The following is a 14,704-nucleotide window of genomic DNA, read 5'->3' as shown; positions in this document are numbered from 1 at the left end:
AATGCAGTGCTTTTTAAAGGCGAATATTATGACAACTTATGATTATCCCGGTGTCTATATTGAAGAAGATGCCTCATTGGCACTCTCTGTCCGTTCCAGCGCAACAGCAGTCCCTGTTTTTGCTGTCGGAGATGAAAATCTATTTAGGTCAGGAGATGACTATCATCGTGTTAATAGTTGGCTAGAATATCTGGCACTAAGAGATAGACAATTTAATCCCAATGACAAGCTTGATATCTCATTACGCGCCTATTTTATTAACGGCGGTGGATATTGCTATCTTGTTAAAACCGAAAAGTTAGAAGAACAAGTGCCAAAGCTGGATGATGTCACATTGCTAGTTGCTGCTGGAATCGGCACCGAAAACATCAAAAATGCTGTAAGTACACTTTGCCAACCGGGCAAAGGTTTATTTGCCATTTTTGATGGTCCAAATTCTGATATCACCAAAAAGGATGATACTAAAGGGGATAACGCCAAAAAGGTTGATACCAAAGGAGATGCACCCCCCAATGTAGAAGAATCAGAAAATATACTTACACCTTACCCTTCTACTCCTTATGGCGCAGTTTATTATCCTTGGCTGACCGCTGAGTGGGGAGAAAAAGATGAAGAAGGGAAAAGAGCTAGCGTTGATATTCCACCCAGCGCAGTGATGGCCGGTATTTATGCCAGTGTCGATAACAATCGGGGTGTTTGGCAAGCACCCGCTAACGTTGCTATTCAAGGAGGATTACAGCCTAAATATCCGGTGACTGATGATCTGCAAGGACAATATAACAAAGATAAAGCGTTGAATATGATCCGTACTTTTCCTAAAAGTAGCCCATTGGTTTGGGGAGCCAGAACACTTGAGGACAGTGATAATTGGCGTTATATCCCTGTTCGCCGTCTGTTTAACAGCGCGGAACGAGATATTAAAAATGCCATGAACTTTGCGGTCTTTGAACCTAATAGCCAACCCACTTGGGAAGCGGTGCGCCGAGCGATTGATAATTATCTCCATTCTCTCTGGCAACAAGGCGGATTGGTGGGAAATAAAGCCGAGCAAGCTTATTTTGTTCAAATTGGTAAAGGCATCACCATGACTGATGACAATATTAAACAGGGTGAAATGATCGTTAAAGTGGGTATGGCGGCAGTTCGCCCAGCCGAATTTATTATCTTGCAGTTTACGCAAAACATCGGACAATAATTGGAGGCAGTATGCCAACAGTACCAACTTATCCTGGCGTCTATATTGAAGAAGATGCCTCACCGGCGCTTTCTGTCAGTCAAGGGAATACGGCAATCCCGGTTTTTATTGGGCGTTTCTTTCCGAAAAAAGACAATGCCATGCCACAAGTGACGCGTGTTAGTAGTTGGTTGGATTTCACTAACCTGTTTCATGTGGGTTGTGTTAAATCAATAACCATCATATCGACACCCCCGTCTGCCACTAAAAAAGTTAAAAAGGTTGAAGGTGATATATCGGCTAAAAACAATGACAATGGAGAGGTTAATAGCGATCCAGAAGAAGAAAAAAAAGCTGATTACACTTACGAGGTGACAGTTAATTACACAATAAGCAGTGATTCCTTAAAACTTTATTTTCAAAATGGTGGTGGGCCTTGTTATATCCTACCAATTGCTAAGTCGGAAGATACTAAAACTCTGGCCTTAATCCCTGAGTTAATTAAGCAGGCTTTAGAAATTACTTTAATCGTCTGCCCTGAACAAGATTCTGATTACCGGAGCAATATATATAACAGTCTGACACCTTCATTATTGAATGAGGGCTATTTCCTTATCGCTGACAATCAGGATAAAGCATCCGCCATCAGCACTAATGTATCTTCACAAACCGCAACGTATTATCCTGCGGTAAAAGTTTCGCAGCTTATGCAAACCGAGGAGAATCTTGTCGTTGTTTCAGGTTATCAGGATGCAAAAGCAAACAATGTTACCACTTTGACGGAACTCAAAGAGAAAAACCCGGATGTCTATAAGAAGGCTGTTACTGCAATAAAGGATGTAAACAAAACTATTCCTGCCAGTGCAATCATGGCTGGTGTCTATTGTGCCACTGATGCCAATCGTGGCGTTTGGAAAGCACCGGCTAACATTGTGCTGAATGGGATTAGCGATGTGGAAGAACGGCTCACTGACGATGATCAAAAAGTCATGAACCCAAAAGGCATTAATGCCATCCGTTATTTCAGCAACAAAGGTTTTGTTGTCTGGGGCGCATGTACCCTGAAAAAAGATGATGACAACTGGCGTTACATTCCGGTACGGCGTCTATTTAATGCGGCGGAACGGGATATCAAACAGGCAATGCGATTTGCCGTCTTTGAGCCTAATAGTCAACCAACCTGGGAACGAGTAAGGTCAGCCATTGACAACTATCTCCATCAACTCTGGCAACAAGGGGCGCTGGTCGGTAGTCATCCCCAAGAAGCCTATTTTGTCCAAATTGGTCAAGGTATCACTATGTCCGAGGTGGATATTAAGCAAGGAAGAATGATCGTCAAGGTTGGCATGGCGGCGGTCCGTCCGGCTGAATTTATTATCCTGCAATTTTCGCAAAAAGTAGCACAGTAACCGTACTGGGGCGCGGTTTGCCGCGCCTGTCCTGTTGAGGAAACGATAATGGAAATAACACAGCCGGGTGTGACAATCGCGGAGAATTTGATATCCCAAAAGCCGGATGAGGCATTTATTGGTGTGCCGGTTTTTATTGGTTATATGCCAAAAAGTTCGGGTAATAAAACCGCAGTCAAATTAAACGGCCTAACCGACTTTACCCTAAAATTTCGGGAATCAGGGTTAATGTACTACTCCGTGCGCCACTTCTTTGAAAATGGCGGTCAACAAGCCTATGTACTGCCGCTGGCCTCTGATGAACCACTGAACGATTTTCAATCATTGATCATCGCACTGCAACAGGATTGGCTTAAGCAGACGATTGCCGCAGAGAGCGCTATCTCGTTGATTGTCATCCCTGATAGTGTCCGCTTTAATCAGACGGGGGAGCTAGGTGCTGACATCGATCTTTGGTTGCGGTTTTGGCAGTCGATACTCGAACTGTGTAAGAGCCGACGTGGCATCATGGGATTGCTGGATGCCCCGGATGATCCGGTACTGGCCGCGACATGTTTAGAGCAGTTTTCCTCAAGTGACCGGCAATGGGGCGCGGTATATTGGCCGGGGCTGAAAACCACATACCAAGAAAAGGGTAAACATATCACCCTTTCTCCTACCGCGGCGGTGGCGGCTGTTATCCAGCGTAATGATAATCAGCAAAGTATCTGGACCGCGCCAGCCAACGTCGCTTTAGCTAAGGTGGTCAGCCCAGTACGATCCTTTATTGAAGCTGATGCGCTCTTTAATCAGAATGGCACTTCGTTGAATCTGATTCGCAGCTTCCCCGGCAAAGGGATTAAAGTCTGGGGATGCCGAACTCTGGACAACATCTCAGGCTCTCCTTGGCGTTATATCCAAACTCGCCGCTTAGTCTCCTATATCGAAGCTCATCTCACCCGATTAGGCCGGGCTTTTGTTTTCGAACCCAACAACGCGATTACTTGGATGAAACTTAAGGGTCAAACTTACAACTGGTTGCATCAATTATGGTTAAAAGGTGCCCTGTTAGGGACCCAAGAGGACCGAGCATTTGACATATTACTCGGTGTTAACGAATCAATGAGTGAAGCGGATCGGCGGGCCGGGAAAATGATGATGAAAATCAAACTGGCTCTGCTCATCCCGGCGGAATTTATTGAGCTGAGTTTGACGTTTGATACGCGTACCGGGACCACGGGATTAAATTAAACAGGGGCAAAATATGCACAATCTATACCCCCCGTCAGTGTCACACCGTTTTATCGCCAGTTTTCTGTTTAACAATATTCCCAGTCCACTTGATATTGCCTTTCAGCGCATATCGGGACTCAGCCGTGAACTGCAAACCACCCAACACAGTCAGGGCGGGGAAAATGCCAGAAATGTTTGGCTGGCCGAGAAGATCCAGCACGGTAGTTTGGTATTGGAGCGTGGTGTTATGACGATTACACCGCTTACTTTGATATTTGATCGTGTCTTGCGAGGGGAAAAAGCGGTTTATGCTGATGTGGTCATTATGTTGCTGAATGAAAATTTTTTACCGGTGGCAAGTTGGACCGTAAGTAACGCCTTACCGGTTCGTTGGTCTACCGGTGACTTTGATGCCAATAGCAATGCCGTTTTGGTCAATTCCCTAGAATTACGTTATCAAGATATGCGCTGGTTAGGAGTGAAAGCATGACTGTAGAAATTAAAGAACTGATTATTCAGGCCAAAGTTACCGATTCTGCGGGTGATTTATCATCTCCACGAACATTAGCCCAAGAAGCATTGGACGATGCTCGCCTGATTGAGAGGGTGAAACGGGAGGTGTTAGAGGCATTACGTGAAACAGGAGGCGATTATGAGCTTAATTGAACGTAACCTGTCCAAACTCACGCTGATGGCTTTTAAAGATCGGGAAGGTAAAATCTTGGTGGGCAGTTTGCCGGTGATGTATAACCCCGATGCGATCCAGTTCAATTATCAAGCCAATTATAGAAACGATGAAAGCATTACCCATGCTCACCAAGGCAACCACTATGTGTCGTCTCAGCCTGCGGGCTTGTCATTAGATCTACTGTTTGATGCGTCTATGCCCGGCAACAATACGCCGATAGAAACTCAACTGGCGACGCTGAAAACCCTCTGTGCCGTTGATGCCGGTACCAACGTTCCTCATTTTCTTAAAATCAAATGGGGCAAAATGCGTTGGGAAAACAAAGGTTATTTTGCCTGCCGGGCCAGCGGTCTCAGCATTCATTACACCTTGTTTGATCGGGATGCCATGCCGTTACGGGCAATTGCCACCTTATCGCTGGTGGCGGATGAGAGCTTTGTTATTCAGGCCACGGAGCAGCAGTTAAAATCACCACCGGCTACTGCGGTTAGCGTAACCGATATGCTCTCTCTGCCATTGATTGCACTGGGTGCTGGCGCGGCTTTGGCGGGCGGTATCGATTATCTTTCGCTGGCTTGGCAAAACGATCTGGATAATCTTGACGATTTCACGCCAGGACAAACGCTACAAGCACGGAGGGAGGCATGAAAATACCCCCGCTCGTGATTAAGATAGGCGGAAAAACGCTCAGTCAGTTTACGGTTATCAGCCTGTCAGTCAATTATCCTATCAATGGTATTCCTTCGGCTAACGTCACTTTGGGTACCATTGGTGATACCAACCATATTTTTGATACCAAGGCGCAGGCTGAGTTGGCAAGTTGTCGCCCAAACCATGAACTTATCGTGCAAATGCAAAAAACCGTGTTGTTCAAAGGGATCATCGTTCGGCAGACACTGGGGCTTAAAGGTCAGGACAGTTTAATGATTCTGACGGCAAAACATCCGCTGCAAAAATTGACGCATAATTTCCACTCACAACTGTTCAGCAAGCAGAGTGATGAGGCAATTATCAAGAAACTATGCAGTCAGGCCGGGGTGCCTGTCACGATAAAACAGGCACCTCAACTTAAAACAGTACATGAACAAATGGTGCAGTTTCGTTGCAATGATTGGACATTCTTAAAGAGCCGATTGAGTGCTACCAATACCTGGCTGATCCCCGGCCATGATGCCGTTACGTTGGTCACGCCGGAATCACTTAATCACTCAACCGTGCATACCATTCGTCAGCGCGGCGACCTTCGGGACATTGTGCTGTTTGAAGCTAATCTGCAATGGGATAATCAGCGCAGCCCTAAAACGATAAGTGTACAGTCTTGGGACATTAACCAACAAAAGTTGTCTCAGGCAGTTCAGGTAAAAAGTAGTGGGTTTGGGCATGATCAACTTGCTACCGACGCGCTGAAACCGCTGACCGATCAAGAGTGGCAATGGATTTTCAGCTACCCATTGGATAATGAACAAACCAAGCAGCTTACTCAAAGCATCATGGGCAACCGGCGGAACCATAATATATCCGGCAGTTTTGAGGTTGCAGGCAATGATCGTTATCAGCCGGGTGATGTTTTGGTGTTAACTGGTTTCGGGCCGGGAATGGATGGTCAGGCGATTATCTCCGGTGTCAGCCAGATCATTAACCCGCGGCAAGGTTGGCGCACCCGGTTAACGTTAGGCATGCAATCAGATGTAGAACAGCCGGTACCGCCGGTTAAAGAGTTGCATATCGGGATCGTGGAAAAATACCAACAGGATAGCCAATCACTAGACCGTATTCCGGTCAAAATACCGGCCTTAAGCTTAACCAACGGCACCCTTTTTGCCCGTTTAGGTAAACCTTACGCTAGTCATGAGAGTGGATTCTGCTTCTATCCAGAGCCGGGGGATGAAGTAATAATCGGTTTCTTTGAATGTGATCCTCGTTTTCCGGTGATATTAGGGGCCATGCATAATCCTAAAAATAGATCACCGTTAGAACCCAGTGAAAAAAACCAAATGAAAACGTTAGTGATTAAACAGGGAGAAAATCAGCAGGCATTAATCTTCGATAATAAAGACCATATGCTCGCATTTAATAGTGGAAAAAATACCTTATCTTTGCAGCAGGATAAAGATATCACCCTTAATTCCGCTAAAAATATCATTACGCATGCGCAGGAAATTAATATTCAGGCCGAAAAATCCCTATCAGCCGCGGGAAAATCTGGGGTTGATATTAAAGGGGCGAAAATTAATTTAACACAATAATAGGTTAAATAAGATGGTAGATAAAATATTAGCCGATATTTATGGTCGAGGTTGGGCATTTCCGCCACAATTTTCTGCTCAGACGGGAGTCATCATGGCAGAAGGGGCAGAACATGTCCGCCAGAGTATGAAAGTACTTTTTCTCACCGAACCCGGTGAGCGGATTATGCGTGAAGATTATGGCTGTGGTTTACATGATTATCTGTTTGAAAATATCAGTGATGAATTAATGGCGCGTATTCAAACGCATATTGAAGAGCGAGTATTGCGTTATGAACCCCGCGCGGAAATTACTGAAATTCAGGTGAATCAAAAAATGAATTTGCCTAATACCCTGCATATTCAGGTGAGCTATGCCCTGAGAGGTAGCGAAATTAGCCAGCAAATTGAAGGTATTCTTGAGATTGGTGAAGGAGAAGTGATCTTATGAGTAAACAACTGGTGATTGATGGTGACACTTTGCTATTCGAACCCTTGTTCGGTAACCGGCAAGTCACCATTCTGGGGCCGGCAATCATCCGGGGCAGCGGTCACGCCAAGATCCAAGGTAAAAAGATCGTCATGGTGGGGGATGAAAAAAAGGTCCAACTTCAGGCGCAATATATTACCCCTAGCCATCCAATACCCGGCATGGGTATGGTCACCATTGCTCAATTGGATGTCGGCCAGCAGGTAAATTTTTGTCGTAGCCCTGCCACGGTGATTGTGGTTGGACAGCAATTTATTGCCCGTTTTACCCCATCACAGCCAGCAAATAATCCATCGAGTGGCCCCGATATAACCGCACCCAGTATGGGAAAAGGCCGATTTATTGCCAGTCAATATGCTGTCAGTGCTGGATAAATTTATTTTTAAATAGTAATGATCTCCTGAAAACAGATTAAAGTTATATTCAAATAACAGGTGGTATAAATATGGGACAGATCGAATTAGAAAATAAACTTACCGCGATGGTATCGGATACGACTTTTAAACTTGATGAAAGAAGTACGCTGGATATATTAAATTGGATTCAGGAATATACGGAGAAAATTCCTTTTGATCAAGAGAAAGAAAAACTCTGGCATAGCTTCTACTTTATTCAGGAAAACCATCCTCAGCAATTAGCGGATATTTACCAAAATGCGAATAAAGCCAATGGTACTTTACCCGCTCATCAGGCTTTTTTACTGGCTTTTTTAAAACTATTAGAAACGACTAAAATATTATTCAATACTTTTCCGGCACGTCATCGCGATCTTTATTACCGGGAATTATTGGGCTTGAAACCGAGAGATGCTCAGGCGGATCGGGTGGCGATAGGTATTACTTTGAATTCTGATCGTGTTGAATATCTTATTCCGAAAGGAACGCTCTTTGATGCCGGACATGATAGCGCTGGCAATCCATTACAGTATGTGTCCGAGTCGGATGTATTGGCGAATCAAGGAGAATTGACCGACCTATGTTGGTATCGAAAAGAGGGCGATGGTTGGAAATCGGCAATACTATTAAATCTTGCTGATAATATGGCATTTCCTGAAAACGGCATTCGGCTTTTTAGCCCAACGCCTGATGATGTTTCGGTTCTGTCCGGTTACTTAATTACTTCGCCTTTATTTGCGATGTCAGCAGGAGAGCGCACGATTAAAGTCACATTAGACAGCGAGTGGACGGGTAAACCTGAGCACATCACGGCGAATATCAGCGCAGAAAATCGCTGGCTTTCCTTAGCGGTAAAACTTGTCAACAAAACAACGCTTGAACTTGGATTGTCTGCCAGTGATGCGTCGATCACTCCTCCTGATGCTCTGGAAAATATGACGTTTGATGTCCCGGTATTAAAACTGGGTACCATTCAGGGACAGAGACTGCCTAAGATTAAAGACATCGAAATTATCATTATCGGCAACCGTAGTGTGTACTACGCCTCTGATGGTGGTATTGAACGAACGGATGCATCCAGTTTTCCCTTTGGTCAATTACCGTTGCTAGGCGCCGGTTTTAATCTGATGGCCCCTGAATGGTATGGCACTGAAAACGCAACAGTGACGATTACCCCTCAATGGGTTGGCTTGCCTCAACAAAACTTTTCAACATGGTATGGGAAATATGAGACCAAGCCTGATAATAGTGCATTTAAAGTACAGGGTTACTTAGTCACGCCTCAAAAGAGAGAAAAACTTAATGAAGCACAATCATTATTCAGTGGAGAGGAAGAACCACAAGGACAGAGCTTAAAATTCACCTTACCGGCAATGAATCACCTTGTTGCAGATAGCCCATCGCCCAATGAATGGCCTGCATCCGTGCGTATAGAACTGGCCGGACAGGATTTTATGCATAGCCAATATTGGAAAGATCCCAAAGATAAAAGTTTACCCTATATGCCACAAATCAGTGCATTGCAGGTTCAATTCAGCGCTAAAGCTAAGCCTAAGCAATTTACTGTTTACTCCCTGACGCCTTTTGGCCGGAGCGAAGCCGCAGAAACACCGACATTTACTCATGATGCATTCTATTTAGGCTTCACGGGGGGACTAGCGGGGCAAACTTTATCTCTCTATTGGCAATTAGAAGGGGTTAAAGCGCTCGATTTATCTTGGTCTTACCTCGATAAGCGCAATACTTGGCGTAAATTGGATAAATTAGTTGACGATCAAACCGGTAACCTGTTCGACCGGGGTATCTGGCGCACCTTATTGCCACAGGATGCATCAAATCAGGCCGCTCTGATGCCGACAGGGCGGTACTGGTTGAAAGCCGAGATAGTTGGAAAGACAGATCCTCAAGATTACCCACGCATTAAAGGCTTGCTGTATAACGCCATCATCGCCACATTAGCCAACGCAGAAACTGTTGAGCAAGAGCATTTTATTAATGGATTGACCGCCGACAGTATAAAGCAGCCGACAAACACTATTGCTGCAATCAGCCGCGTCACGCAACCTTGGGCTTCCTGGAACGGTCGTCCACAAGAGACTGAGCAAGCCTTCTTAAAACGAATTCCTGTCCGGTTGTCCCATCGTAATCGAGTGTTGAGTTGGGGGAACATGGTGACTTTACTAAAGGCTAATTTTATTAGCCTATTTGATGTTAGATACCATTCGGGCAGTAAATTAACCACCATCCCGGCACCGGAAAAGCAACAACTGATAGTGATCCCGGATAACCGTTACAAGGATAACGATGATGCATTACGCCCAACACTAAACCCGGCGCGATTGAAAAAGATGATCTCATGGCTAAATCAATTAAGTAGCCCTTGGGCAACTATTGAAATCAACAACCCTACTTATGTTGATGTTAATGTGGACTATCGAGTGATTTTCATCTCTGGCGTTAATTCCGACTATGGCCACCATCAGCTAAAACAGCAATTAAGCCGAATATATATGCCGTGGGCGGAAAATCCTGCTATCGGCGTGACAATGGGTAACCACATTGACTACTACCAGCTATTAGCCACCATCCAACAATCCCCTCTGGTGGAACGCGTCACTAATTTAAGCATAACCACCGCTAACCAAACTACGGGTGCCGTGGGTGCAAGTATTGAAGCTAACGATGACGAAGTGTTGATTTTAGTTTGGACAGATAAGCGTTCCTCAAACCAAGGAGTTAACAATGAATAATCAGGATGCTCTGTTTCCCATCGTCAAAGATGATATTGCCTTTGATACCTTACTTGCCCAAGCTAAGGCGGTGATTGAGCAATATTCTGGTCAATGTTGGAGTGATATGAGTGAAAATGATCCTGGTATCACCTTATTAGAAGCCTGTTGTTATGGCGCGTCAGATTTAGCTTACCGTCACTCATTACCACTGAAAGATCTGCTTACGCCCACCCCAGAGGAACAGACAACCGGAGAGGGTATTTTCCCCCAAGAGTTTGGTCCACAACAGATGCTGACCTGTGGCCCAATTACGTTGGCGGATTATCGTCGGGCATTGCTGGATTTGCATAGTGACGATACGGTTGAGGGTTACTTTTTATTTAATGATGCGCAGTTGATATGCGAACCTAAAGATCAACGCTACACATACTGGTATAGCAAAAAGAAACGTGAATACAGTTTTAGGCAAATCCCCGATTCAGAGAGTGAACAGCTAACATTAAGAGGAAATTATTGGCTTTATTTGCTACCTAGTCGGGAAACTCAGGCCGATAATAAGCTGGCTCAGGAAAAACTTAATGCTTTCCTGAAAAATAACCGTAATCTGGGGGAATGGGTGAGTCGGGTTATCTGGTTAAAACCTGTTGATTTGCCATTGAAGATTGATATTCAGCTTGATAATGATGTTAAAGATATCGCTGACATATTCGCCCAAATTTATATGACAGCGGAACAAACGATAATTGAAAAGCCGCTACGTTATACCACCCAAGCAATGAAAGAAATGGGTTACAGTAATGAAGAAATTTTTGATGGACCTTATTTGCATCACGGTTGGATACCTAAATTACCGCCGATCAGAGATTACAACGGCACTATGGTATTAAACTTAAGCCATTTGGTTAACCAATTATTGGCTATCAAAGGAGTTCAAGGTATTACTCGACTGGAATTAGATAAATATAATAAGGAAATTATTTCTCTGCTACCGCAAGATAATTGGTCTTGGGAAATTGCGAAAGGATATTATCCCAGATTATGGGGTGAAGATCCCTTAGCATTGATTACCTTACCAGACAGCCCATTGACTATTATTGCTAAAGGTGGCGTGAAAGTTACGGTTTCTAGCGAAGAGATCAAGAAAAAGCTTATTACAGAACCGTTGATTAATACACAACCGGAATTATTGAACTGGGGAAAATATCGTAAAGTGCGGGATTATTACCCGGTAAGCAATAAATTACCTGCATGTTATGGATTGCAGACTAATAAAAAAACCTTACAACAACGACAGTTACACCAATTTTTGCTGCCTTTTGAACAGATGCTAGCTAATGGCTGTGCAGAACTTGCCTTAATGCCAAAACTATTGGCGTTTAAACAACGGGGAAATACGGTATACGGTGCACAATGGCCTTTTAAAGTTAATTCCGTTAGTCAGAACGTTCATCAGGCGATAATGCCTGACTTAATTAAGAAACTGAATAATGATGCGCAAATTGATAACGATGATGGCATACAGGAACGAAACTATGCAAAAGAGCTGGCTATTCTGGAGTATCTGTTAAGCTATTTTGGTACTCATCGAGCCGCCAGACCACTTATTCTCAATCGACGGGATTTTCTATCCACTCAGCGCGGTTACTTGGCTCAACAACCAGAGCTGGCCTACCATCGTAATAATATTCGTATTGATAAAGTATCGGCGCTGCAAAAACGGATTGCAGCTCGGTTAGGTTTGGGAGGAAAATGTTTTAGTGAACCGCCTGATTTGGCTGATCTGCCTTTCTATTTAATTGAGCATCGTCAATTGTTACCCGTGAAACCTGATCCGGTATTCAACGATAAACAAATACCTGATGGACTGGAAATTAAAGATCATCCTGATTCTAAAAGTCATCACTTAATTATTATTCAGAAAAGTGCGACAGGGCAGTTATTGCATGGTCAGATAATTGACTTGATTATTAAAGGTGAAAACGGATTCACATTACGGGGCCAAGTGATCACTGAGATTACAGAAAAATCATTTTATCTTGATACCCGTAATAGTGTTGCTCTGGAATACAATTTGAACAGAGTGCAACAGGCATTTATCGACAAAAAACTATTCTGGCAAAATAGCTCGGTGTGGTTGGAAGATATGGATTATCAACTGGTTTATGCCGATGAGATAGATAAAATCGATGCCAAAGATGAACACTGGATCACTTCCAGCCCCCAAAGCCATTTTCCAGCCATGATTAAAGAAGGTGATGAAATCACGCTAAAATATAAAATCACCCCTTATGAACCAGCCAAAAAAATAGTAGCTAGCGTGAATTCTCCATCTGACTATATGCTTAAAGCTGTGGTAAAGAAATTCGATCGTATTGAGGGTAAAATATTAATTAAACGAGATAAAGACAATGAGGCTGCTTTTCCACAAAAGGAAAATGCATGGCGTTATCGCTGGTATTTCTCTGGTGCAGAATACGCGCATACTGATCGTTTCTCATTTGTCGTCAGCGTAGTCATTAATCGTCAGTTAATTGAAAATAGCAAAGTTGATCCTCATAAATTGGAATCATGGGTAAAAACTGAGATTTTAGCTGAATTTCCTACGCATGTTTCCATGATTATCCATTGGTTGCCTCCAGATCATTTCAAGAATTTTGCCAGCACTTATAAACATTGGCAAAATAACGGTTCTGCTTTAGGAGATGAAGCATACCATATTTTAGAAATGTTGACTTTAGGACGTCTGCCTTCCCCATTAACGGGGACCGGGAATATGCGAATTGCCACTGAAGAGCAGAGAACTGAGGTGATTGGTGAATCTAAAACAGAATGGCATTCTGAATTTATTGAGAGTAACCAGTTGCTATATATACCGAAAATTCAAGAGAGTGGAAGTGGTATATTAATTGAAGATTCTCGATTTAAATTTATGGATAACAAAGAAAAAGATTGATTTTATCCATAAGTAAAATAAATACTTTCTATATTATTAAATTAATTGTCTTTAATAATTGCTATGTTATTAGAATAAACTAATATATAAGGTGATAAAAATGGAAAAGAAGAATAATCTATCTAATTCAGAGATTAATCCAGAAAATACCAATAATAAAACAGAAGCTCCCTCGGCGGATGATTTAAAAAAACGCTTTAAAGCAGGTAGTATTCCATTGCAAACTGATTATGAACACTTGATTGATATGGCTGATATTGGCCGTAAAGCAACTGGGCAAGCGCCTCAACAAAATGGACCAGGAGCCGGATTGAAGCTGGATGTTAATGGTACGCTTAATTTAAAAATGGGTACTATCTCCGATCTCGCCGATAAAGGCTTTTCTCCATTAATGTTAAAAAATGATATTTTATCTGTAGACCTTGGTAGTGGTTTGATTAATAAAGACAATGGAATATCTGTTGGTCAAGGTAATGGTATTGTTGTAAATACAGATAATATAGCTGTCAAGGCCGCTAATGGTATTACTGTTGATGGTAGTGGTGTTTCAGTTAAAGCGGGTAATGGTATTTCTGTTAGTGGAAATGGAGTAGAAGTTAAGGCCAAGAATAATGGCAGTATTTCTGTCGAGCCAGATGGTATAGCTGTTAAATGTTGGGACGGGGGCGGTATTGTAGTAACTGATAATACCGGCCTTTATTTAAAATTAGAGGGAGGAAATACAAATAATGCTTGGAGTGGTGTAAGTGGTTTGAGCTTGAGTAAAAATGGTGTAAAAGTCAAAGCGGGTAATGGTATTAAGGTTGATGATAAGGGCGTAAGTATTGATCCTAACAAAGTCCTTCCCAGAGGAATGATTGTGATGTTTTCTGGGGATAGTGCTCCTCCTGGATGGGCTTTTTGTGATGGCGGAACTTATGATGGAGTTAAAGTTCCAGATTTAAGAAATCGTTTTATTGCTTGTGGTAATACAATGAGTGAGACTAAAGGGAAAAGCTTGAATACATTAAGTGGAGAAATAAATAATAAAATCTATAGTATAATGACGAAAACGGCGAAAACAAATCTCAATGTTACTGTTAATGAAACTAAATTGACAGAAGAACAATTACCTAGTCATTTCCATTATAATGGTATGCGTTATGATTCACATAAGGGTAATTTATATGCTTGGCGGAAACTTGAAGAAATGACAGCTGATAAACTTCAGAATGGATCTGAATCTGTAGTTAAGTCAAAAGGAGAAAGACCATATGAATTTAAAACTTCCACTGTAGGTTCAGGACAGGGACACAAACATACAGCTTCAGTATCTGATTCAGGGCATTCGCACAGTGTAGATATTACTACACCTTATTATCTTTTGGCTTTTATTATGAAGCTTTGATATTTATGAATAAATTGAGAGTTAAATTATCAATTAATC

12 protein-coding genes are annotated in these 14,704 nt (G+C 42.8%); all 12 read left to right on the top strand.

Annotated elements, in window-relative coordinates; translation table 11 throughout:
- Positions 1-28: 28 nt before the first annotated feature.
- The 12 genes from SLS51_RS06730 (at position 29) to SLS51_RS06675 (ending at position 14,665) form a co-directional block, all read left to right on the top strand.
- Positions 29-1,195 (top strand): phage tail sheath family protein, encoded by a 1,167-nt coding sequence (locus SLS51_RS06730; RefSeq protein ID WP_323836697.1) that lies wholly within the window; start codon positions 29-31, stop codon positions 1,193-1,195.
- 11 nt (positions 1,196-1,206) lie between these two features.
- A complete protein-coding gene (locus tag SLS51_RS06725; RefSeq protein ID WP_323836695.1) occupies positions 1,207-2,583 on the top strand; it encodes a phage tail sheath family protein in 1,377 nt (458 codons plus the stop codon).
- Positions 2,584-2,631: 48 nt separating this feature from the next.
- Complete coding sequence (locus SLS51_RS06720) at positions 2,632-3,813, top strand: phage tail sheath family protein (protein WP_323836693.1); 1,182 nt, start codon at positions 2,632-2,634, stop codon at positions 3,811-3,813.
- 13 nt (positions 3,814-3,826) lie between these two features.
- The gene (locus tag SLS51_RS06715; RefSeq protein WP_323836691.1) at positions 3,827-4,285 is read left to right on the top strand and encodes a phage tail protein; all 459 of its coding nucleotides are present in this window, start codon (positions 3,827-3,829) and stop codon (positions 4,283-4,285) included.
- Positions 4,282-4,461, top strand: coding sequence for a DUF5908 family protein (locus SLS51_RS06710; RefSeq protein ID WP_323836689.1), 180 nt, complete (start codon positions 4,282-4,284; stop codon positions 4,459-4,461). The genes SLS51_RS06715 and SLS51_RS06710 overlap by 4 nt, the downstream gene beginning before the upstream one ends.
- Positions 4,448-5,131 carry a CIS tube protein gene (locus SLS51_RS06705; protein WP_323836687.1) on the top strand — a complete coding sequence of 228 codons (684 nt, stop codon included), beginning with the start codon at positions 4,448-4,450 and terminating at the stop codon, positions 5,129-5,131. Before SLS51_RS06710 ends, SLS51_RS06705 begins: the two co-directional genes overlap by 14 nt.
- Positions 5,128-6,729, top strand: coding sequence for a phage baseplate assembly protein V (locus SLS51_RS06700; protein WP_323836685.1), 1,602 nt, complete (start codon positions 5,128-5,130; stop codon positions 6,727-6,729). Before SLS51_RS06705 ends, SLS51_RS06700 begins: the two co-directional genes overlap by 4 nt.
- Positions 6,730-6,742: 13 nt before the next feature.
- Positions 6,743-7,159, top strand: coding sequence for a GPW/gp25 family protein (locus SLS51_RS06695; protein WP_323836683.1), 417 nt, complete (start codon positions 6,743-6,745; stop codon positions 7,157-7,159).
- A complete protein-coding gene (locus tag SLS51_RS06690) occupies positions 7,156-7,572 on the top strand; it encodes a contractile injection system spike tip protein (RefSeq protein ID WP_323836681.1) in 417 nt (138 codons plus the stop codon). The genes SLS51_RS06695 and SLS51_RS06690 overlap by 4 nt, the downstream gene beginning before the upstream one ends.
- A 71-nt stretch (positions 7,573-7,643) precedes the next feature.
- Positions 7,644-10,343: a baseplate J/gp47 family protein gene (locus SLS51_RS06685; protein ID WP_323836679.1), complete on the top strand. Its 2,700-nt coding sequence runs from the start codon at positions 7,644-7,646 to the stop codon at positions 10,341-10,343.
- Positions 10,336-13,278, top strand: coding sequence for a baseplate wedge protein (locus tag SLS51_RS06680; RefSeq protein ID WP_323836677.1), 2,943 nt, complete (start codon positions 10,336-10,338; stop codon positions 13,276-13,278). Before SLS51_RS06685 ends, SLS51_RS06680 begins: the two co-directional genes overlap by 8 nt.
- 100 nt (positions 13,279-13,378) lie before the next feature.
- Positions 13,379-14,665 (top strand): tail fiber protein, encoded by a 1,287-nt coding sequence (locus tag SLS51_RS06675; protein WP_323836675.1) that lies wholly within the window; start codon positions 13,379-13,381, stop codon positions 14,663-14,665.
- The last annotated feature ends 39 nt before the right edge of the window (positions 14,666-14,704 follow it).

The organism is Photorhabdus africana (genome assembly GCF_035181445.1).
Classification (GTDB): Bacteria; Pseudomonadota; Gammaproteobacteria; order Enterobacterales; family Enterobacteriaceae; genus Photorhabdus; species Photorhabdus laumondii.
This window is presented reverse-complemented; position numbering and strand designations above follow the sequence as displayed.